The sequence below is a fragment of the Polaribacter sp. SA4-10 genome, from assembly GCF_002163835.1.
Taxonomy (GTDB): Bacteria; Bacteroidota; Bacteroidia; order Flavobacteriales; family Flavobacteriaceae; genus Polaribacter.
In genome coordinates this window covers 2745653-2767767 of record NZ_CP019331.1, presented here as the reverse complement: position 1 = coordinate 2767767, position 22115 = coordinate 2745653, and the positions used below count along the sequence as shown (strand labels likewise).

General features: G+C 31.0%; 19 protein-coding genes and 1 tRNA gene. All 20 read right to left on the bottom strand.

The window, feature by feature from the left end; translation table 11 throughout:
• Position 1 precedes the first annotated feature (1 nt).
• On the bottom strand, positions 2-1258 hold the full coding sequence (locus BTO04_RS12115; RefSeq protein WP_087564746.1) for an MFS transporter: 1257 nt from the start codon (positions 1256-1258) through the stop codon (positions 2-4).
• The gene (locus tag BTO04_RS12110; RefSeq protein WP_087564745.1) at positions 1258-2307 is read right to left on the bottom strand and encodes a glycoside hydrolase family 130 protein; all 1050 of its coding nucleotides are present in this window, start codon (positions 2305-2307) and stop codon (positions 1258-1260) included. The genes BTO04_RS12115 and BTO04_RS12110 overlap by 1 nt, the downstream gene beginning before the upstream one ends.
• Positions 2308-3249: 942 nt before the next feature.
• Entirely contained in the window at positions 3250-3939 is a 690-nt protein-coding gene (locus BTO04_RS12105) for a sensor histidine kinase KdpD (protein ID WP_087564744.1), read from the bottom strand.
• 167 nt (positions 3940-4106) lie between these two features.
• Positions 4107-4340 (bottom strand): hypothetical protein, encoded by a 234-nt coding sequence (locus tag BTO04_RS12100; protein ID WP_087564743.1) that lies wholly within the window; start codon positions 4338-4340, stop codon positions 4107-4109.
• Positions 4341-5865: 1525 nt separating this feature from the next.
• Positions 5866-6642 carry a peroxiredoxin gene (locus BTO04_RS12090; RefSeq protein WP_198342062.1) on the bottom strand — a complete coding sequence of 259 codons (777 nt, stop codon included), beginning with the start codon at positions 6640-6642 and terminating at the stop codon, positions 5866-5868.
• Positions 6623-7210, bottom strand: coding sequence for a hypothetical protein (locus tag BTO04_RS12085; protein ID WP_087564740.1), 588 nt, complete (start codon positions 7208-7210; stop codon positions 6623-6625). Before BTO04_RS12085 ends, BTO04_RS12090 begins: the two co-directional genes overlap by 20 nt.
• Before the next feature lie 366 nt (positions 7211-7576).
• Entirely contained in the window at positions 7577-7936 is a 360-nt protein-coding gene (locus BTO04_RS12075) for a four helix bundle protein (protein ID WP_087564738.1), read from the bottom strand.
• A complete protein-coding gene (locus BTO04_RS12070; protein ID WP_087564737.1) occupies positions 7882-9105 on the bottom strand; it encodes an RNA-directed DNA polymerase in 1224 nt (407 codons plus the stop codon). Before BTO04_RS12070 ends, BTO04_RS12075 begins: the two co-directional genes overlap by 55 nt.
• Positions 9106-9226: 121 nt before the next feature.
• Complete coding sequence (locus tag BTO04_RS12065) at positions 9227-9688, bottom strand: hypothetical protein (protein WP_157662462.1); 462 nt, start codon at positions 9686-9688, stop codon at positions 9227-9229.
• Positions 9689-9904: 216 nt separating this feature from the next.
• Entirely contained in the window at positions 9905-10789 is an 885-nt protein-coding gene (locus BTO04_RS12060) for an FISUMP domain-containing protein (protein ID WP_087564735.1), read from the bottom strand.
• A gap of 66 nt (positions 10790-10855) precedes the next feature.
• Positions 10856-11038: a hypothetical protein gene (locus BTO04_RS12055; RefSeq protein ID WP_087564215.1), complete on the bottom strand. Its 183-nt coding sequence runs from the start codon at positions 11036-11038 to the stop codon at positions 10856-10858.
• Positions 11039-11051: 13 nt separating this feature from the next.
• The gene (locus BTO04_RS12050; protein WP_087564734.1) at positions 11052-12608 is read right to left on the bottom strand and encodes a T9SS type A sorting domain-containing protein; all 1557 of its coding nucleotides are present in this window, start codon (positions 12606-12608) and stop codon (positions 11052-11054) included.
• Between the two features lie 210 nt (positions 12609-12818).
• Complete coding sequence (locus tag BTO04_RS12045) at positions 12819-13565, bottom strand: LytTR family DNA-binding domain-containing protein (RefSeq protein ID WP_198342060.1); 747 nt, start codon at positions 13563-13565, stop codon at positions 12819-12821.
• A 273-nt stretch (positions 13566-13838) separates the two neighbouring features.
• Positions 13839-13912, bottom strand: a tRNA-Asp gene (locus BTO04_RS12040).
• Positions 13913-13974: 62 nt separating this feature from the next.
• Positions 13975-14895: a DUF58 domain-containing protein gene (locus BTO04_RS12035; protein WP_087564732.1), complete on the bottom strand. Its 921-nt coding sequence runs from the start codon at positions 14893-14895 to the stop codon at positions 13975-13977.
• A 1-nt stretch (position 14896) separates the two neighbouring features.
• On the bottom strand, positions 14897-17458 hold the full coding sequence (locus BTO04_RS12030; protein WP_368356226.1) for a M1 family metallopeptidase: 2562 nt from the start codon (positions 17456-17458) through the stop codon (positions 14897-14899).
• Between the two features lie 166 nt (positions 17459-17624).
• Positions 17625-17942 carry a thioredoxin gene (trxA, locus tag BTO04_RS12025; protein ID WP_087564730.1) on the bottom strand — a complete coding sequence of 106 codons (318 nt, stop codon included), beginning with the start codon at positions 17940-17942 and terminating at the stop codon, positions 17625-17627.
• A gap of 146 nt (positions 17943-18088) precedes the next feature.
• The gene (gene metF / locus BTO04_RS12020) at positions 18089-19045 is read right to left on the bottom strand and encodes a methylenetetrahydrofolate reductase [NAD(P)H] (protein ID WP_087564729.1); all 957 of its coding nucleotides are present in this window, start codon (positions 19043-19045) and stop codon (positions 18089-18091) included.
• A 260-nt stretch (positions 19046-19305) separates the two neighbouring features.
• Positions 19306-19428, bottom strand: a complete 123-nt coding sequence (locus BTO04_RS15655) for a hypothetical protein (RefSeq protein ID WP_302849195.1) — start codon at positions 19426-19428, stop codon at positions 19306-19308.
• A gap of 3 nt (positions 19429-19431) precedes the next feature.
• Entirely contained in the window at positions 19432-22107 is a 2676-nt protein-coding gene (metH, locus tag BTO04_RS12010; RefSeq protein WP_087564728.1) for a methionine synthase, read from the bottom strand.
• Between the last annotated feature and the right edge of the window lie 8 nt (positions 22108-22115).

The window sequence follows — 22115 nt, the reverse complement described above, 5'->3', positions numbered from 1 at the left end:
TTTATTTTTTATGTTCATTTTCAAGTGTATCTTGTTGTTTTAATAATTGTTTTGCAATAGGTATTGAAAGTAATTGGAGCACTCCAATAATTAATAAAGCATATCTCAAAGCAACATCTGTATTTATATAAAAAGCGATAACCAAAAAAGTTCCTGCTCCTAAAAAACGACCAATAAACAACCCTACTTCATGATTTAAAATATATGAAAATTCATTTCTATTTTCTATTGATGAGAGTAAATCTATCACTTTTAATTGAATAGGAAAGTAAGCAATATCAAGCACTGGTCTTGCTATCAATAACAAAAACATGAATATAATAACACCTGTTGTGTTAAACAGCAAACCGTTAAAAAAGGATGCTAAGAAAAAACAAATTAACCCTACAGAGAATATTGTTAATCGGTGCTTTGGTTTAGATATTTTACCTAGAATAAGCATAATTACTGCTGCTATTACAGCACCAATAGATATTGCTGAACCTAATGCACCTTCAGAATTAAAAAATTTCATCATCAACATTGCTGGTGCTGTAACAATAAACCCTTGGGCCAACCCTTTTAAAACAGCCAATTGTAGCATCTTTTTCCAAAGTTTATGAAACGTGAAATATAAAAATTTCTCACTCTTGGGTTTTTCATACTTCCCAAAATGAAATACAATAGAAGCTAAAATTGTGATACCAAAAACAATCATTGTAATCACTTTATAGGCTGCATTTACACCATCATTTGCAATTTTACCTTCACCTTCATTTCCACTCATTAAAAACCACCCAATCATTACAGGAACAATAGATGCAATTATTGTATACAAAAATGTTTCTAAGCCATAATAAAAATTTCGTGTCTTATCTTTAGTTGTAGCCAGCACCAAATAGTCTCTATTTGCCCAATATAAGCCAAAAGACATTCCCATAATTAAACCAGCAACTGCTATTCCTGTATAATTAATTTCATCTAAAGACATCATAAACACCATAGAAACTCCACTTAGTATCATTCCTAATGAGAATAATTTTTTGATATTAATCTTGTTCAATAAATATCCATTTATAAAAAAAGTAATAGGAATACCTGTATAAATAGCCAATTGGTATAAAATAACTTTTGAAGGGTCATTTGAATTTCTCATAATATAAGACGCTACAAATATATCTATGACGGGCAATACAAAGGCATAAATTGTATTTGTAAGTATCAATATTTTCGCACTTCTTGTAAAATCTTTTAACCCTACTCCTGCTAATTTTACCATTATTGTTCTAGTGTTTTTAAAATTTCATTAATTGAAAAGTTTGCAGAACAAACAAATTCATCCGATGCTCCGTAATACAGATGTATTATATCTCCATCTACATAGTGGCCATTCGTAAAAACTACATTTCCAAAAAAGCCAGTTTGTTCATATGCTGCAATGGGCTCCATAATAGGCTCTTCTGATCTTGCAATTACTTTTGAAGGATCCTTTAAATCTAATAAGATAGCTCCTAAACAATATCTGTTTTCTGCTGTTGCACCATGGTAAATTTCTAACCACCCTTTTGCTGTCTTAATTGGTGCTGCTCCCGCTCCTAGACGTTTACTATCAAACTTTCCTATCCGTGTTTTAGCAATACATTTATGATTTCCCCAATGAACACCGTCAGGAGATTCTGCTAGCCATATATAGTTACCACCTAATTCAGGACTGCTAGGTCTGTGTAAGGCATAAAATAGTCCATTGATTTTTTCTTCAAAAATGGCGCAATCTTTATTATGAGGACTAAAAATCATTCCTTTTTTTTCAAAATTCCTCCAATCTTTGGTTGTCCTTAATCCTACCCCAACTCCGTTAGAAGAAACCATTGTATAGGTAAGATGGTAGGTACTATCTATTTTAGAAACTCTACAATCTTCTATTCCAAAAGACTCATATTCTCCTTCGCCAAAAATAGAAGGATATTCCTCTGATTCTTCAAAACTGATTCCATCATTACTAAAAAGCAATCTTAAATGAGAAATGGTTGTTAAATAGTCTGTTCCATCATAATTAATAACTCTAGCATCTGAGGAATCTAATTTTGGATCCTCTCTATTAAAATCAAGAATTTCAACTTCTCCAACACTATTGTAAATAGGCACTGATACAATGCCTTGTTTTTGAATTGTTCTTTCCGCAACCCTTACTAATAAACCTATTTTTCCATTAAATTCAAACACTCCAGGATTCAATAAACATTCAATTATCATGTTTTCATTGCTTGGCTTTAAATCTTTGGGAGCTAATAAAGGGTTTTGTTCTTTTCTAGTAGATATGTCTGTCATAAAACTAATTTATTGTGCTTTATTTTATCTCTGTTTTGTTAATTTTAACTGCTTTTTTCATTTTCAATAAAACAACAATCACTAAATTGTTATTTATATCTTAGTTTATTCACTTCATACAAACCTTCAATAAAAACAGGGTTAAAACCTTGTATTTTAGTTTAATTTTGTCCATTTTTCAAGACAAGCATCTAACCAATTCGTTCGATTAGTAAAATACTATTTCCTATTTTAAAATTAATAAACTTTAAATATTTCATGAACTATCGTATGAGAACCAAAAGCAATTTGAGGCTAATCAGTACTTAGATTGAATTGACAAATTGCTCAATTTTTCTTAAATATATATATTTAATTAATTTAAGCAAAACTGTTTGCACTATATTTCTAAATAGGTGCAAAACAACTTGAAATATTTCTTTAAAAAAATACAGCTATTTTAATGATGTATAAAATCGCATTAAAAAAGAGAAGTAACGTAATATCATTAATTCTCTTTTTATTTTTGAGGTATTTATATAATTTACGCTGTTTGGTAACTTTTCGGATAGAATTGCTAAACCATTAGCAGTTGAGTTAACTCTCGCTTTTCCCATAATTTGATTGATGATTGCTACAGAACCAGCATAACCTCAATTTTAATTATTCTTTCTATTAAAATTTCCTAAGATTTTTGAAAAATTTTGATTGGATACATCTAAGATAGACAACAATATTTGACTTTAATTGTTCTGTTATTTGTATCTAAATATATTGCGTTATTATCGTTTTGTCAGCTATTATCAGGAATGTTAATTCCATCGTCAAATAAGCATGATACACTAATAAAAATTAAAAGGAAGTAGAGCGTTTTGTTTATAAAAAATATATATTTAATTTTCTTACGCTAAAAAAGAGAGTATCCAACAAAAAACATACACAGGAACACACCAAAGGTTTAAACTATTTTCCTAAAGGAAATCTTAGTGAAATAATAGTACCTTTTAAAAAGTTTTTTGAAATTTCTAGACTTCCCCTATGTGCATCTAAAAGGTCTTTGACAATTAATAACCCTACACCTGAGCCTTCTTCATTATTAGTACCTAAAGTAGAATTTATTTTTTCTTTTTTAAAACCAACCCCTTGGTCTATAATCTGTATTTTAATTTCCTCTTTATTTTTTTCTGCTTTTATAATTATTTCACCTTTACATGAAAACTTTATGGCATTACTATATATATTTATTAAAATGGTATTAAAAGAATTTAAATCTGCTAAAACAGTTAACGAATCTTCAATAATTAAGCTTGTAACTAGTTGCTTCTTACAAGCTAAAGTTTGATATGGTTTAATACAATCTAAAACGCTCTTTCTAACATTAATCTGTTTCTTAAGTAAAACCATACCATCTTGTTGAGACTTTGACCAATTTAAAAGATTTTTTGTTATTTTATAATTGCGGTTGACATGTAAATTAATTATAGAAACATACTCTTTTCTTTCTTTATCTGTGAAGGTATCATAGTCTTGTTCTAATAAGCTTGTAAACCCTAGTATTGTGTTAAACTGATTTGCCAACTCGTGAGATATAATTGACAAGAATTTTCGTTTTGTTTCATTCGCTTCTATTAAAAACTTTACATTCTGTTTCATTTTCTTGTGTTTGATTTGTTTACCTTATTTTAAAGAAGAGGCATCTTTAATCATTTCTTTTTTTTTACTTTGAATCTATTTTTAAGAGTAACCAATAACTTCTTAGTACTTCCTTTTTCATTAATAATCATGAAAAAATAAGTTTTATATTCTATAGTTAGCAACAACTACAATTTAGGTAGGTTTGTTATTTTAGCAAAATGAGTAACTTCATCAACTATATCATCGTACTCTTCAAAGAACCAAGATTCGTATTCATAATCAATTGAAATATCTTTTTCAAATCTAGCAACTAAAGGATATTCTCCTCCTACTAAAACTAAGTGTTTTTCACTTTTATAAAATGTGTCGCTTACTTTTACTAAATCAGGCTCGTTGTTTTTTACATCTTTAAATTCCATAATCTTATTATTACCGAAGTTGCTAAAACTTTATATAATTAAAGACTAGTATCTACTTATTTATTAACATTATGTTTTTACTCTTAATTCTGTGTTTATCTATTTTTTAAGGTCAAAATTATTAAATTAAAATGAGGTAATCATTCTTTTCTTACCAATATAACCTGGCATTAAAAACTTAACAACTGCATCTACATTCTTTAAATTTCCTAAAAATATCTGGTTAAAACCTTTGTATACAACTTTAGAAATGCCTTGTCTTTTTTGTGAAATTAGAACATGTATTAGCACCCTTACATGAAACAGTAAAACCAAGTGCTTTTTGTTGCAAATTGTTTTAAGCCAACTCCCACAATAAATAATCGTCTAATTTATTGTAAGAGTTGGCAAATATAGATTTATATATACCAAATAAACACCGTATTAATACTAAAAACACTAAGTAATAGTACTGAAAATAACCAGTGGCATATATCTTGATAAATATAGCTTACCGTAGCGTTAAGCAACACATTACCCCTTCTAACCCAATTATAGAAACCTTTTAGGTTAACACTTACGGAAGGCGGATAAAAAAGAGAAGGTAACTTTGATTACCTATATATAATCTAACAAGTTATTTTAGGGAGACATAAAGTAAAAAGTTAAGAGAATTTGTAGCGCAGGTGTTACCAAGTTTTTAAACAATCTAACTATTTTAAAAAAAATAAACTCAATAACTTCACAACTAATGCTTTACCATTTTTATAATTATTTTCTTCAATAGTGTACTCCTACTAATATGTTTCTTTGTTTTTCTATAAGAAGTAAAGTAGAAGCGTCTTTTACACCATCGTTTTAAAGTTAACAACTTGTTTTTCTTAAAAATCACAATACTTATCTTTCCATGAATACAGTTTTGTGTTCTATTGCTCTAGACTTGTTTTTGTATTGAGTATAACTATAATCTATTAAAGAGACTTGGTCATTATCCTATTTATACATTTTTTTAGCATTTTAAACACCCTTACCTGTCCTGTTAAACGTTTTGCTTCGTTTTGACAAAAAATTTGGATTATTATGATTTTGTAAATAAGCTGCCTATTGTATATCTGGTCTACTTAAACTAGGTTGCCTTTCTCTATAACCTGTTACTTTCTTAATACTTAATTTGTTTTGCGCATTAACACCACCAAACTGTTTGCGTTCTTGCGGAGACAGATGGGGTACTTTAAGTGTAAAAGTGGTTTCTAATATTTAGAAAGTATCTTAAATGGTTGTTTATCTGTTTCTAAAAAATGACACCTGATAAAAAATTAAAGGTGTCCTATTTTTTTATTTTTAATATCTAGTTTCTAAAATAATAAAAAATAGTTATTTTTTGTAGTTTGTGTTTCAATTTTATTTTTAAGAAGGAAGACGTATAAAGCAATAACAAAATTATACTGTTACCCAGAATTTATGTCCGTATTTTTTTTTGTAAATGCTTATTTTATAGATACTACAACAAGTGTAGCAGAACAAAGAGGTAACTTTATAACAACAACTACAACTTGTGAGTAACCCAAGCATCTACTTGCCCTAAAGATCTAGGATGCACCAATATTTTTAAATCTTTATCTAATAAAAAATAGGTTGGTGTAGCGTTTATATAATAGTCTTTTGCTGCTTGGGTTTCCCAACCTTTATAATCGCAATAGGTTTGCCAAGGCGTATTTTGGTAAGTGGTTTTAAAAGCTTGTTTATCTGTGTCTAAGCTTATATACACTACTTCTATATTTTTTCTGGCTTTCCAAGTGTCATAATAGCCTAATAATTCTAAAGCTTCTTTTTTGCAGTGTGTACACCCACTTGCACCAAACACAAGCAATACCGGTTTTTTAATACTACTTAATGTGGTGCTTGCATCTAGTTGTATATCTGGTGCAATAGCACCCACTTTTAAATCTTTATATTTTTGCATCGTATTGGCTAAACTGGTGCTTAACACACATTGGTCTTGGCTTAGCATTTGGGTAGCTAAATGTGCTGCTGCAGGGTATAAACTTCGTTTTTCAAAGTATTTAAACAGTGTTTCTGAAACGGTGTTTAACAAGCTGTCATTCTTCTTTAGGCTTTTAATTAAATAATCTGTACTTGTATTCATTTGGGTATAGACACTGTCTAAATTTTGCCCCATATTTTCTAGTAAAAAATAATGCCCTTCTATCAATTCTTTAAATAAACCACTTGTTTTAAAATTTGGGTGGCTAAAGTCTATACTTCTAAACTGCTGTATGTTTTTAGGTAAGTTCTCTGTATACTTATGGATGGTTTCTGGCATGTCTTTTACCAAAGTTTGCATGGGTAAAAACCAATGTAAATAGCTTTTTTCTGGTATTAATTTTATAGCATTGGCAGCTACTTGCTCTAAACGTTCTAACTCTTTGTCTATTGTTTGTAGTACTTTTTTTTTCTGTTTTTAAAGTTTCTATATTTGTATACTTGGGTTTTAGATAACGCCATGCGCTGTACGCTTGTTTGCCTTGGGTATATGTCTTTGCATACGTTACAAATTGGTTGTTTTCTTTACTATTTATAAACTGTAAACTAGCTGCATCTTTTAAATGTGTGCCTGTAATTTGTGTTTTAGATTTTTTAAGTAGCATTACTAAACTACTATTATCTTGGGTTTTTAAGATGCCCATACCTTTGTAATTTTTTGGGTAGTTTAGGCTAAAATTACCAAGGCTATCTGCAACTGTTTTGTCTAAATCTAATGCTTTGTAATAGTTAAAGCCTATTAAGGTTATTGTTTGCCCTTTATGTTGTGTTAATGTGCCCTTTAGTGTTTGAGCCTTTGCTTGCAGTATGTTTGCTAGTAATAATGTTAGTAGTAATGCGTTTCTCATCTTAATCTTTCTTTTTTAATTATTATTTTAAAAGCATGGCAAAAATTGTTTTCCTTAATGCAACGTACCGAGAAGCCGTTTGCACGATTGTTATTGTTCATGTTAGCATTACTGCTATTGAAGTTCAGGTTACGTGCGTTCGTACTACTTACGGTACTTGACCAATAGTTGCCATTTGAGCCAACATTGTTAAGCGTACCATTACTGTTGTTGCGGTTGCCCGCAAGAGGTACTATTAAACACAAACTTGTAATTTAATATACAACATATATTTGTATACTAAATGTTTAAAAAAACATGTCCTTACAATTTGTAAGAGTTGTGTTAGGATTACAAAACACTCCTATTATTAAATTTATAAAAAATTTAGGTAATAGCTCCGGCCGTGTATTTTTGCCATGCTGTTAGTTGTTTTGATACTTCTTCTATTTTTAAGTTTAAGGCCACATAAAGTCTTGCAGTTAGTACCTCTAACTCTTTTGCTATACGAGATAGCAAACGTAACAACTCTACATGTTCTCTTGCGGTATCTATGTGTACTAATCTGTTATTTTTTTTAGCTTTGTTTGCTTTAAAAATAGCTATTAGCACCTGTATACTTTCTTCTTTTAGTTTTTCACCTATCGTGTATTTATGTTCTCTTGTAAAGGTGTTTGTATATCTATGTACGTCTAACAATACATCGTAGCTTGTTTTGTAAACAGGTAGGTTTGTGTATAGTGCCATAGCCAATAGTCTTTTTTTATATAGGTTTTAGAATAGTTTTTTGTGAACCCAAAAAAGTAATAAAATTTACTGTCTAGGTTTTGTAATGTTTTTACTATTAGGTTATAACATTTAGCATGGCTTAAAGTACCTAAATAAGCGTTTAATAATGCTCTTACTTTTATCATTGTTTCCCAGGTAATTTGAAAATTTGCAGTAATTAAATGATTTATTGTAGGTATGGCCTTATAAAAATTTGCTTTTGTACGATTGCTTATATACGCTCTGTATGGCTTTATATAATGCCCTAAAAACAAAACGCCTTTTGTGTAATGTTGCAAGTACATTTTTTTAGGATGTATTGTTAATCCAACAATGTCTAACTGTGCTTGTATTTTGGGTATTATTTTTTTTAACACTGTTTTATTTTTATGCACAAATATCATATCATCTACATACCTGCCATAATATTTAATTTGCAAGGTGTTTTTTATATAATGGTCTAGTTGATTTAAATAAATATTACCAAATATTTGTGAAGTTAAGTTACCAATTGGCAAGCCAATACCAGCGGGTTTGTTAAATAAACTTTTATCTTTTGGTAGCCCAACCCATTCGCTTTTACTACCTTTTATGTGGCAATTACTAGCTACATCTGCAAAAATTGTTTTGCGTAAAAGCTGTATTAATGTTTTTGAAGGGATGCCTAAATACTCTTTTTTAGTTATAAAAGCCATTACTTTATTGTATAGTAAGTTATGGCTCATATTCATAAAATAACCCGAGATATCTAATTTTAAAATGTACGCTTCTTGTGTATAGTTTTGTGTGCAAGAACGTATAAAATGAGTTGCTCTTTTTACGCCATAAAGTGTACCTTTTCCCTTACGGCAACTGTAACTATCTTTTATAAAAAAAGGATCTACGTGTTTATGGTATAAACACCTGTAAATTAAATGATGTACTACACGATCTGCAAAATCTGCTGCAAAAATTTCTCTTTGCACAGGTTTATTTACTATAAACGCAATAGCCGGTTTTGGTTGGTAGCTATTGGTATAAATTTGAGCTGCTAGAGTGCATAAATTATGCTCTAAATCTAGCTCGAAAGCTAATTGATTATGCGTGTTACGTTTGTTTTTACGCGCATCTAAGTAAGAGAAGTAAAGTTGTTCTGTTAAGTTTTGCAATTTTTATTTGGATATGGTTCTATAGTTGGTGGGTTTTTGGTTGCTTACTATTGCGTAAGACTATCCCAGGCTAACAAGATGTGTGCAAACAAGACGGGTTACTGTATACTAAAATAACACACTATAACATTTTTTTTAACTGTATTAAAAACTCAAAGGCTTCTATAGGTGTTTTTATTGCCATATTAAAATTTTGTAGTTGCGTACGTATGTTTGTGTATGGTTTTATTGTTTGTATTGGTTGTGCATTTGGCCTTGGCAAATTAGCACACCAACTTATATAGTTTGTTGTTTTTATAGGCTGTTGTGTTATGGTATAACAACATAAATTTGAAGCCGTATTATCTATATTTTGTGCAGTAAAAGGCTTTAAATTTAATGTATTTAAGTAGGTTACAGGAAAACCAATACTAAACACCTCTTGCTGTATATTTTTTATGTATTTAACCGTTACATTGTACCGTTTTATTTTTTGTACAAACCACATTGCATTTTGGTTATACGCTTTGTAAAACATGCCTTCTTTAAAAAGGTACAACCTATTAGGTTGTGCTGCTAAAGTTACTTTTTCTTTTAAAGTCATTGCTTTTTTTGTTAAAGACCAACGTTACGGTTTTGTTTGTTGTTTGCTTGTTGTTGCGTGAAACTCTTAGGTGCTTAAAGAAGAACACAACAAACTAGGTATAAAACAAACCTACTTTTTTAAATTTTTATTTTGACCGCTAAAGCGGTGTTTTAAAAACTGGCTGCCCTACGGGACAACCAGTTTAAGTATAAAGGGTACAAAAACCCAAAGTAATTAATCCTTAATGCAACGTACCGAGAAGCCGTAGGTACGAGTGTCATTGTACATGTTAGCATTACTGCTATCGAAGTACAGGAAACGTGCGCCCGTACTACTTACGGTACTTGACCAATAGTAGCCATTTGAGCCAACACTGTAAAGCGTACCATTACTGGAGTAGCGGCGGCCCGCAAGAGGTAATTTTAATGGGCTATCTATGGCTCCATCACTATCATTAGAAGACCAAGAAAGATGTTCTTGGGTTAATTCTGTCTCGGTTGGCACTCTATACCCAGATGGACAAGGGTCGTTAGCAGTTTTTACAGGAGCTATTTCTGTACCAGTGCTCCAACGCACATCATCTTGTGTACTTAACCAATCAGAATTACCAGTAATAAAGTTTGCACCTTCACTACCACTAGCCACTGGCCCTGCTGCAGATGAAGAAGAACCGCTTGGTGGATTAGTACCATTTGGTAATGTGGCTGCATCTCGCATTATTACTTGGTGGCCATCTGCAGCTCTACCCCATTGATATAAATTTCCATAAGATGCAAAATCTTGACTACCAGTGGCTACTTGTGTTGCTCCTAAATTACGGTCCATCCATATTTTACCGGTAGTAGATACAACATCATTTTCACCTACCTGAATATTAAAACAAGAGGTCCAGGCCCCATTTTCGAACCCTTTAAAACAGTTACTTGATAGATCGTAAATAAGCATTCCATTTACGGGAGCGGTAACTGCGGCAATATTAGCAACACGCGGCAAAAGAACACCACTAGTTGTAGACACTACATCTAAAGCTGCTTGTGGCGTTGCGGTACCAACACCAACCTGTGCAACTGTTGTAAAACTTGCCGCTATAAATGCAGCACATAATAATAGTTTTTTCATAATTTTATTTTCTTTTTTTGTTAGTTAATTGTTATTTTTATTTAAATGCTATTTGTGTGTTTATTTTTAGAAACCAGTACCTGGTGACTCAGCACTAGCAGCTTGTGCTTTTTGTGGACTTAAAATTAGATACGTACCTAATGCTGTTAAAGCAGCATACTTTCCATAATTTCCTATTTTAGAAATGGCTTCTTTTCTAGAGATTTCTTCTTTTTCTTGCTCCACAAATTTCTTGTTATTTACTTTCATTTAATTGAAGTTTTTATTCGATAATTAATTTTTTATGAAACGTACCCAATTTAGAAACAACACTTACAATGTAAACGCCTGTTGGTAACATTGGTAATGAAATTTCTTTTACACGCTGTGCAACAAATTGTGTAGCCAATACTTCTTTACCACCAATGTTATACATTTGAAGCGTAGCATTACCTTGTGCTTTTAAACCTGTAATTTTTAGCGTACTATTAGAAGTTTTATATAAGTTTACACTATTATCTACAACGTTATTCTCTAAACTTAAGACACTACTAGAGGTACGTAGGTAAAACCGACCAATACCATTTAAAGCAGTAGTAGTTGTTATTTCTACAGATGCATCGGTTAGGTTTGTAAAAGTATTGTTAAAGCTATCTTCTAAATAGACTGCTACGCCGTCTGGCACATTATTAGCAGCTACACTAAATGTTAATTTTTTATTTACAGCAGCGTACACAGATAAAGGTATTGCTACCTCACTATCTAAAACACTTGTTGGTAAAGATTGTCTGGTAAAATCGATGCCTTGGCTATCGGATACCAAATGGGTGTTTATAGAAAATGAAGGGGTACCGTCTTGGTAGGCACCTGCATCATACCCTACATCTAAACCTGTAGTTGAGCTGTCTAAAAACGTTAATTTTGTAGCTTTGTTTACAGCACCACTTGTAAGATTTACTAAAATAGTAGGTATTGAAGAACTCCCTTTATAAAAAGTGGTTGGACCACTGTTATGGTTTTGTAAACCTTTGCTAAAGGTAAATGTTTCATTCAAATTAATTGCTTTCACCATAAAAGCTTGCCCTGGAGCTAACTGTAAAGCAGTATCCGAAAGCCCTATAGGATCATAAGAAGTTCCATTCCAAACATATAAAAAAGCAAAACTTGGGTCTAAATTACCAAGGTTACCTGTTAACACATTTGCCACTGCATTTGCAGCATTATTTACAGCTAAAAATGATGGAAACGGGTTTCCAATACAACTCCAACGATGCGTACCAGCATTTACAGTTGGTATTGACACAGCAACATCTGTGTTTGCCATGGCACCAGTAAAGGTGTAAGCGCCAGTAGCGGCCTTCTTCATACTATACCCTTGCCCCGAAACAAAATTTGTTAATGTTTCTTGATTTTCTGGAGCCGTGGTTGCCGTATTATGATACGTCCAACGATTACCCGCAGCATTGGTGTTGTTGTAATAAGACACCCCGTAATTACTTGTTGTACCACTTTGAGCTACTGCATTGCCAGCAACCCCTACAAAAGTAGGAATGCTTTGACTTGTAACAGGTGCAGAAACCAAATGCCAATCAGTGTCAGGTATATAACGCTTATACGTAATGTCTCCTGTTGTGGTGCCACTCACAATAAAAGAGCCACTTACAGTAGCATCTGAGGTAGTGGTTAAGCTTGCTGATGCATCTACGGAGGTATTGCTTCCTGAAAATAATACGCTACCGGGTAACGTTGTTATTGCTGCTCCTGAACCTACATGCAGATCTTGAGACCATGCAACATTGGCACTTACAAGGCCAACTATTAAAATTATAATTTTTTTCATATCTTATTTCTTGCTGTTTAGTAACTAGCAAAAATAAACCTTACTAAGATTTAAAGCGAAAGTGAACATATAAATGCCCCCTAAAGAGCAATAAGTGCAGTTGTACAGAAATAGTTGTTAAAAAAATATTTTAACAACCCACTAAGTCCTATCTAATTTGTTAAATTAGAGACTTCACCATGAAGGGTTTGTTTTCTAAGAAAACTAGAATTATTTTATATTTAAAAATTTTTTAAATTGTTCTTGCCTTCTTAACGCTATAGATAGGTGTTTTCCATTATTCAATACGCAATAATAACCATCGGCTTTAAAAACTTTAACAACCTTGTTAACGTTAACATGGAATTTGTGGTGTATTCTAAAAAAACTATCTCCTGGCATTAATTTATCATATACTCCAATATTTTTTGATGCTACTACTGGGTCTTTGTTTTCTAGGTAAAACACAGTATAGGTACCATCTGCCTCTAAATACAAAATATCATTAATTTCTATTAAATCTATAGAGTCAATTGTAGCAACTGCTATATTTTTTTTATTATTATAGCCGTAATTATCACTCTTAATATTTCTCCTTTTTATATCAATATTTTGAACAGCAACAGCTAAAGCATTTCTAAAACTAAAAACATCTATAGGTTTTACTAAATAGGCAGAAACGCTGTGTTTGTTAATTGCATCTAAAGCATATTGTTCAAAAGAACTTGTAATAATAATTTCGGCAGTGATAAGGCCTAATTCAGCTAATGTTTCAAGCGAGGTTTTATCATCATCTAAAATAATATCAAGCAACAGAATATCTGGGTTTATTTTAAAGTATAAATCAACAAATTCCTTTGAGCTTTTTGCAGGTCCTAGGACTTCAATAGTGGGGAAATATTTCTTAAAATAAGCTTCAATTAACTTATAATTTGATATATTATTCTCAACAACAAGTACCTTTAAATTTGCAATCATATAACTCTTATATAATAATTTATTCGCAAAAATAAAATAAAAAATTAAATGAAGCATCAATTTTAGCAAAACATAGAAGTAAGTTTTTTTTAGACACTTAACTCTTTTAAAGAAGTCACTAACAATAAATACAATTCATTAATCCTCCATTAAATAACTTACCTTTTTTGGATTTTAAACCGAAGATAGAAAACAACTTAAAAGAACACGGACTAAACAGAAAACAAAAAATCCTTAACTCTCTAATAAATAGATTGTTAAGGACTTTTTAAGCGGTCTGGACGGGACTCGAACCCGCGACCCCCTGCGTGACAGGCAGGTATTCTAACCAACTGAACTACCAAACCGTTGCTTATAGCGGGTGCAAATATAACACACATTTTTAAGTACACAAGCATAAAATCAAAAATTATTTAATTTTTTTTCTTCTTATTAAATATGCGGTTAAAACCGCATTAAATCCTTGGTTAATAGCTACAGGAACATAATCTATTTTATACTGTAAACATTTATTTTTCAACTCTTTAAAATACGCACTAACAAATTCTTTATATTTTTCTTGAATATTTTCTGCGTAGATATTTATTTCTTCCCCAGTCTCAACATCTACAAATTTTTTGGGTGCATTGTCAAAATCGAAGCTTAATTCTGTTTTTTCATCATAAGTATGGAACAAAACCACCTCATGTTTGTTATATTTTAGGTGACGTAAAGCTTCAAAAAGGGCTTTATTATCTTTTGTTGGTTGAAACATATCCGTAAAAAGAAAGATTAATGACCGTCTATGAATCTTTTCTGCAATTTCATGTAAATATTTATACGTCTCTGTAGTTTTCTTAGAACTTGAAACCAGTAATTGTTCTAGCTGATGCAAAATCATCTTCCTATGACGCGCAGATCCTTTTTCTGGTGCATAATACTCATAAGAGTCAGAATAGATACTTAAACCAACAGCATCTCTTTGCCTTTTTAAAATCTCCATTAAAGAAGCTGCTGCAACTGCAGAAAAACCAATTTTATTTAGAGTACCTAAAGATTGCTTTTTTACAACTGGGTAATGCATAGAAGCAGAATTATCTATAATAATATGACAACGAAGATTTGTTTCTTCTTCATATTTTTTGGTATATAATTTTTCTGTCTTTGCAAAAAGCTTCCAATCTATATGCCTTGAACTTTCTCCTTTATTGTATAATTTATGCTCAGAAAATTCTACAGAAAACCCATGAAATGGGCTTTTATGAATACCTGTTACAAAACCTTCTACCACTTGTTTTGCAAGTAGGTCTAAGTTTTTAATTTCAGATGTTTTAACTTCGGATAAATTCATGTTATTTTTTAATGCTTTGAGCTCTGGTTAAATTATCAGTAGTTTGCAATAGCTTTTTTAATAAAATTGGATTATAATTTGGGTTTTCTTTTAGAAACTGCTGTAAAATATCAAAAGCTTCTTTAGATGAATAATTACCAATAGAACTAGCTAACCATCCTTTAGGAAAGAAAATATCTCCTGTTAATTGTACTTCTTCTAATTTTTCTAAAACCGACTTTAAATGCTTTGTTGATGAATTTTGTCTTAACGGATGATGAATCGTACTCAAAGCAGTTTGAACCCAAGACTCTTTTTCTCTGTTTTCTTTTTGTAAAAGAGAACTCATAAAAGTAGCTCTTACCTCATCATCATTAGAAAGTGATGGCATCAGCCATTTAAAACGCTCTAATCGATCTTTATTTGAAATTCTAGTATGTTGTTCTTCTACTATTTCTGCCGCTTTTGAATGTTTAAAAATTGCTAATTTTATTGCTAATGAAGTAAAATCATTTTCATTTAAAAACAGCTTTTTAATCTTCTTATTTTCTTTCCAAATTTGATATAAATTTTCTTTTCCTTCTTCAGAAATTGCAATTGATTGATATAAACCAAATAACGTTTTTTTAATATTTGCTGGCAGTTCTTTCTCTAGTAAAACAGCAATGCTATTCTCTGTTTTATTTTGAATTTTATCTTGTTGTTCTTGATGTAAAAATGACCAAAAGATAGTTTCAATTCTTCCTGATAAATAATTTACTATTAATTCGTTTTTTTCTATAAGAATCGCATCTAAAAAAACTTGAAACGTTGTTAATGGAATTTCATTTCCTAGTAACATATTTTCATATAGATTAATAAATTGATATCCTCTAGAAACCTCATCTTTGATCTCTTTAAAAGTAGAAATCTTAATTTTATAAATAGGATAAACACCATATCCAAAACCATTTGTATTGTATAAAACTTGCTCAGGCTTAAAATCTTTAACGGCTTCAGAGATATCAAAAGAAGCGCCCATGTTTTCTATATTGATCCCTTTCTCAAACCCACTTTCATCTAACAGTTTAATTTTAAAAGACTGTGTCCAAACTTTATCAGAACCATCTTCTGCATTTTGATGAATAATAAACTTCGTAACATTTCCTTTTTCATCATATTTAATCTCTTCAGAAAAAATAGGTCTTCCCGATGAATTTACCCAAACATCACTCCAGTTTTTTATATCTGCTGGTGATTTTTTATCCAAAATTGAAACCAATTCATTCCAATCTGCATTTGAGTTTTGGTAGGTTTTTATGTACTCTTGAATTCCATCTCTAAAACCTTCTTCACCCAACAAATACTCCAACTGACGCATCATAATTGGCGCTTTGTTATAAATAATTCTCCCGTACAAAGAACCTGCATTTTTAAGGTTTCCTAAATATTGACGAATAGCATTAGTGCCTTTTGTTCTGTCTTCTGAATAGGCACTTGGGTAATGACTCATCATAAAGTTTAAATCATGATTTACTTCAGGGAAAACAGGATTCATAATTTTATCTGCCATAAAGTTGGCAAAAACTTCTTTCATCCAAACATCATTAAACCATTTCATTGTAACCAAATCTCCAAACCACATATGTGAAGTTTCGTGTGCAATTAATTTTGCTCTACTTAATTTTCTATTTTGAGTTGCATTTTTATCTAAAAACAACGACGATTGTCTGTATTGAATTGCACCAACATGTTCCATACCTCCATATTGAAAAGGTGGAATTGCAGCAAAATCCATTTTTTGAAAAGGGAATTTAACAGCGGTATATTCTTCTAAAAAATCGATAGAATTCTGATGAATTTTAAATACTTCACCAACACTTTCAGTTATCTTTTCTTTGTTATTCTCCCTGTATAAAAAGCGCATATCAAACGCTCCTGGATTTTTAGTTTCTTGGGTAAATTTACCAGCTACAAAAGAAAACAAATAGGTACTCATTAAATCTGAAGTTGCAAAATTGTGTTCTGTAAAATCATCAACCTCTAAACTACTTTCTTCAAAAGCACCACAAAGAACTTTCCAATCTTTTGGAGCTGTAATTCTTAAATTGTATTTGGCTTTTATATCTGGTTGATCAAAACAAGGAAATAATGTACTTGCTCTATCAGGAACCAATAGCGTGTATAAAAATTCTTCATTTCTATTGAGTGATTTTTCTCCTGCATCAAAAAATATTTCAACACTATTTTTACCTAAACTCAATAATTTTTTATTAATAATTACATGTTCTTTTTGATGATGAATTGCTGTTTTTTTACCATTTACTTTGATTGAATGTAGTTTTGAAGCATCTTCATTAAAGTCTAGAAACACATCGTTTACTAAATCATTAATGATAAAATTTACTTCCAATATTGAAGAAATAGGATTGGTTTTTTCTTTCGGAATTTTAAAATGCAAATTATAAACAACATCAGAAATTTGTTGCTTTCTATATTTTGACAATTCAAAAGAGATTCCTGTTTCAAGTTTTAGTTTATTGTCTTGCTTGTCACAAGAAACAAAAAACACAATACATAATAGGTATAAAAAATTCTTCATCATTCTGGTTTAATTAAAAAATACAAACCTTAAAACCACAAAGGCACATAGAAAACACAAGCTATATGTGTATGTAGTAAAATAGAGTTGCATACTATTAAAGTTCTAAAAATAAAAAAAGGTTTGACGTTAGCCAAACCTTTATCTTATTAAAAAAAAATAATACTATTTATATAACAGCATCAATTTTACCCGTGTAAACATTTTTAGGTGCAACACCTACTTGTTTATCTACAACTTCTCCGTTTTTAAAGATTAAAACAGTTGGTATATTACGTACTCCGTATTTAGCTGCAAATTCTTGATTTGCATCAACATCTACTTTACCAACAATCGCTTTACCTTCATATTCTGCGTAAATTTCATCAACTATTGGTCCAACCATTCTACAAGGTCCACACCAAGCAGCCCAAAAATCTACCAATACTGGCTTATCAGACTTTAATACTACTTCTTCAAAATTTGCATCTGTTATTTCTAATGCCATATTATTTTTTTTAAATTGTTATTCTAGTTTTATGCTACAAAAGTAATCAAAATTTTAACTACTTCTATTTTACAAAAATTACTTTTTACTATTTGTCTATAAATTGTGTTTATACTTAAAATAAAACTTCAAGAACATTGTTTTAATTAAAACAACTCAGATGCTATTGCTTGTATATTATCACTTTTACCCATAGAATAATAGTGCAATACAGGAACACCTGCTGCTAATAATTCTTTAGATTGTTGAATTGCCCATTCAATTCCTACTTGACGAACATCTTTATTTGTTTTACAACGCTCAACATTAGAAATTAATGTTTCTGGTAAATCAATTCTAAAAACTTGAGGCAATAATTGCAAATGACGTTTTACAGCAATTGGTTTAATTCCTGGAATAATAGGCACATTAATTCCTGCTTTTTTGGCAGCTTCTACAAATTCAAAATATTTCTGATTATCAAAAAACATTTGCGTTACTACATAATCTGCACCAGCATCAACTTTTTCCTTCAAACGTCTTAAATCAGTTTGTAATGATGGAGATTCTAAATGTTTTTCTGGATACCCTGCAACTCCAATACAAAAATCTGGCTTAGTGGTAGACTCTATAACATCGTGCAAATATTTTCCAGAATTCAAATCATTAATTTGAGATACTAAATCTGCAGCATAATGATTCCCTCCGTCATTTGCTGTAAAATACTTTTGATGACTCATTGCATCTCCTCTCAACGCCATTACATTATCAATTCCTAAATAATGACAATCTACCAAAAGGTACTCTGTTTCTTCTTTTGTAAAACCTCCACACAACACATGAGGCACTGTATCTACATTATATTTATGCTTAATTGCAGCACAAATACCAAGAGTTCCAGGACGCATTCTAGTTATTTTTCTATCTAATAAACCATCTGCTTTATTAATATACACATACTCTTCTCTCGAAGTTGTAACGTCTATAAAAGGTGGGTTAAATTCCATTAATGGATCTATATTATTATATAAATCTTGAATATTATTTCCTTTTTTTGGCGGAATAATTTCAAATGAAAACAATGTTTTTCCTGCTGCTTTTTTTATGTGATCTGTAATTTTCATTTATGCTGAATTTAGTTCAGTATTTTATTTTTTTTGGAGTTTCTTTTCAGGTCGCGCTTTTCACTATATCTTTTTATACTGAATCAAGTTCAGCATAAAAAGGTTAAAAATATGAGCAGCTATTTGAACGGTTTCAATATCTAACGCTGCTTACTTAGTCACTTTTTTACATCTTCAAAATCTTCTTGATATTCCCAATATATCCATCTTCCATCTACATAATCTGTCAGATTATATTTTTCACTTAAAGATTTAATTCGTTAAACTGCAACTAATTTTTTACCAAATTTACCTGCAAGAATAGGTACAACTAGCTCTTTGTTATTCTTATCATAACCATGAGAAATAATATAGCTTCCTAAATGTAATTCTATAAATTCCATTTTCTATTGTTCTGCAATATTAGGATGCAACCACTTTCTTGCTTTCGCTTTTGTAATGCCTTTTCTTTCTGAATAATCTGTAATTTGATCATCTGTCATTTTACCCAAACCAAAATATTTTGCTTCTTTGTTTGCAAAATAATACCCAGAAACCGATGCTGCCGGCCACATTGCTAAACTTTCAGTTAAAGTAACTCCAATATTTTCTTCTACTTTTAGTACATCCCAAATGGTTTCTTTTTCTAAATGATCTGGACACGCAGGATACCCGGGTGCAGGTCTAATTCCCTTATAACTTTCTTTAATTAAATCATCATTTGTTAAATCTTTATCAGCATCATAACCCCAAAATTTTGTTCTCACCTGTTTGTGCAAGTATTCTGCAAATGCTTCTGCAAACCTATCTGCAATTGCTTGCGCCATAATTGCATTATAATCGTCTTCTTTTTCTTTGTAACTATCTGCTAATTCTTGTGCTCCAAAAATTCCCACACAAAAAGCCCCCATATAATCTGTTACCCCAGTTTCTTTTGGAGCAATAAAATCTGACAATGCTATATTAGGAATTCCTTCACGCTTTTTTAATTGCTGACGTAAAGTTCTAAAAATAGCAACTTCTTTTCCTTTTTTCTGAACAGAAATATCATCTTCATTAATAGAATTTGCTTCAAACAAACCAAAAACTGCTTTTGGCTTTAAAAGTTGTTTTGCAATAATTTCTTTAATCATTTGTTGTGCTTCTTCATACATTATAGAGGCTTGTTCACCCACAACTTTATCAGTTAAAATAGCCGGAAATTTACCATGTAAATCCCAACTTCTAAAAAACGGACTCCAATCTATAAAAGGAACTAATTCTCTTAAACTTAACTGCTCTAAAACTTGAATACCTAATTGATTAGGTTTTATAATTTCTGCTGTTTTCCAATCAATTTTATATTTTCTTTTACGCGCTTCTTCAATAGAAACATATGATTTTTCTTTACCTCGTTTTAAAAACTTAGTTCTAAACTCATCATAGTCTTTCTTTAATTTTGCAGTGTAAATATGTGACGTTTTTTTGTTTAATAAATCACCCACAACTGTAACAGCTCTAGATGCATCATTTACATGAACAACTGCATTTTTATACTGTGTATCTATCTTAACTGCTGTATGTGCTTTTGATGTTGTTGCGCCACCAATAAGTAATGGTAATACAAAATTTTGAAGTTCCATTTCTTTGGCTAAATACACCATTTCATCTAAAGAAGGCGTTATTAAACCAGATAACCCAATGGCATCTACGTTTTCTCTTTTAGCGGCTTCAATAATTTTTTCTGGTGGAACCATCACTCCTAAATCTACAATTTCGTAGTTATTACAAGCCAAAACAACACTTACAATATTTTTACCAATATCATGAACATCCCCTTTTACAGTTGCCATTAAAATTTTACCAACAGGTTCTTGTAAATCGCCTTTTTCTTCTTCTATAAAAGGATTTAAATAACCTACCGCTTTTTTCATTACCCGTGCAGACTTTACTACTTGTGGTAAAAACATTTTTCCTGCTCCAAATAAATCTCCAACCACATTCATACCAATCATTAAATTTCCTTCAATGACTTCGATTGGCTTTTCTGCTTCTTGTCTTGCTTGTTCTACGTCTTCAATAATAAAAGCATCAATTCCTTTTACCAAAGCGTGTGTAATTCTTTCTTGCAATGGTTTTTCTCTCCAAGATAAATCTGCAGTTTTACCTACTTTAGACCCTTTTACGGTTTCAGCAAAATCTAACAAACGTTCCGTTGCATCTTCTCTTCTGTCTAAAATTACATCTTCTACACGTTCTAATAAATCTTTTGGAATGTCATCATAAATTTCTAACATGGCAGGGTTTACAATACCTATATTCATACCTGCTTGAATTGCATGGTATAAAAACACAGAATGCATTGCTTCTCTAACGCCATTATTCCCTCTAAAAGAAAACGACACATTACTTACACCTCCACTTACAGATACATTTTCAAGATTTTGTCTTACCCAACGTGTTGCTTCAATAAAATCAATAGCATTTCTTTTATGCTCATCCATTCCTGTAGCAACAGGAAAAATATTTAAATCAAAAATAATATCTTCGGATGCAAAGCCAACTTTATGAACTAAAACATCATAAGAACGTTTTGCTATTTCTATTCTTCTATCATAACTATCTGCTTGTCCCGTTTCATCAAAAGCCATAACAATTACTGCAGCTCCATATCGTTTTATTTGTTTTGCTTCCCAAATAAATTTTTCTTCCCCTTCTTTTAAAGAAATAGAATTTACAACACACTTACCTTGTACTACTTTTAAACCCGCTTCAATGATTTCCCATTTAGAACTATCAATCATAATTGGGACTCTACAGATATCTGGTTCAGCAGCAATTAAATTCAAAAAACGAACCATCGCTTCTTTTCCATCAATTAAACCATCATCGAAATTAATATCTATAATTTGAGCTCCTCCATCTACTTGATGTCTTGCAACATCTAGAGCTTCATCAAATCTTTCTTCTTTTATTAAACGTAAGAATTTTTTAGATCCTGCCACGTTCGTTCTTTCACCTACATTTATAAAATTGCTGTTTTCATTCAAGATTAGTGGCTCTAATCCTGATAAATGCATGTATTTAGTTTGTTTCACTTTCATCTTCTTTC

Excerpts from the sequence above, each read along its gene's own strand:
- BTO04_RS12115 (WP_087564746.1), bottom strand. The coding sequence starts at position 1,258 with ATGGTAAAATTAGCAGGAGTAGGGTTAAAAGATTTTACAAGAAGTGCG.
- BTO04_RS12110 (WP_087564745.1), bottom strand. The coding sequence starts at position 2,307 with ATGACAGACATATCTACTAGAAAAGAACAAAACCCTTTATTAGCTCCC.
- BTO04_RS12105 (WP_087564744.1), bottom strand. The coding sequence starts at position 3,939 with ATGAAACAGAATGTAAAGTTTTTAATAGAAGCGAATGAAACAAAACGA.
- BTO04_RS12100 (WP_087564743.1), bottom strand. The coding sequence starts at position 4,340 with ATGGAATTTAAAGATGTAAAAAACAACGAGCCTGATTTAGTAAAAGTA.
- BTO04_RS12090 (WP_198342062.1), bottom strand. The coding sequence starts at position 6,642 with ATGCCAGAAACCATCCATAAGTATACAGAGAACTTACCTAAAAACATA.
- BTO04_RS12085 (WP_087564740.1), bottom strand. The coding sequence starts at position 7,210 with ATGAGAAACGCATTACTACTAACATTATTACTAGCAAACATACTGCAA.
- BTO04_RS12075 (WP_087564738.1), bottom strand. The coding sequence starts at position 7,936 with ATGGCACTATACACAAACCTACCTGTTTACAAAACAAGCTACGATGTA.
- BTO04_RS12065 (WP_157662462.1), bottom strand. The coding sequence starts at position 9,688 with ATGACTTTAAAAGAAAAAGTAACTTTAGCAGCACAACCTAATAGGTTG.
- BTO04_RS12060 (WP_087564735.1), bottom strand. The coding sequence starts at position 10,789 with ATGAAAAAACTATTATTATGTGCTGCATTTATAGCGGCAAGTTTTACA.
- BTO04_RS12055 (WP_087564215.1), bottom strand. The coding sequence starts at position 11,038 with ATGAAAGTAAATAACAAGAAATTTGTGGAGCAAGAAAAAGAAGAAATC.
- BTO04_RS12050 (WP_087564734.1), bottom strand. The coding sequence starts at position 12,608 with ATGAAAAAAATTATAATTTTAATAGTTGGCCTTGTAAGTGCCAATGTT.
- BTO04_RS12045 (WP_198342060.1), bottom strand. The coding sequence starts at position 13,565 with ATGATTGCAAATTTAAAGGTACTTGTTGTTGAGAATAATATATCAAAT.
- BTO04_RS12035 (WP_087564732.1), bottom strand. The coding sequence starts at position 14,895 with ATGAATTTATCCGAAGTTAAAACATCTGAAATTAAAAACTTAGACCTA.
- BTO04_RS12030 (WP_368356226.1), bottom strand. The coding sequence starts at position 17,458 with ATGATGAAGAATTTTTTATACCTATTATGTATTGTGTTTTTTGTTTCT.
- trxA (WP_087564730.1), bottom strand. The coding sequence starts at position 17,942 with ATGGCATTAGAAATAACAGATGCAAATTTTGAAGAAGTAGTATTAAAG.
- metF (WP_087564729.1), bottom strand. The coding sequence starts at position 19,045 with ATGAAAATTACAGATCACATAAAAAAAGCAGCAGGAAAAACATTGTTT.
- BTO04_RS15655 (WP_302849195.1), bottom strand. The coding sequence starts at position 19,428 with ATGGAATTTATAGAATTACATTTAGGAAGCTATATTATTTCTCATGGT.
- metH (WP_087564728.1), bottom strand. The coding sequence starts at position 22,107 with ATGAAAGTGAAACAAACTAAATACATGCATTTATCAGGATTAGAGCCA.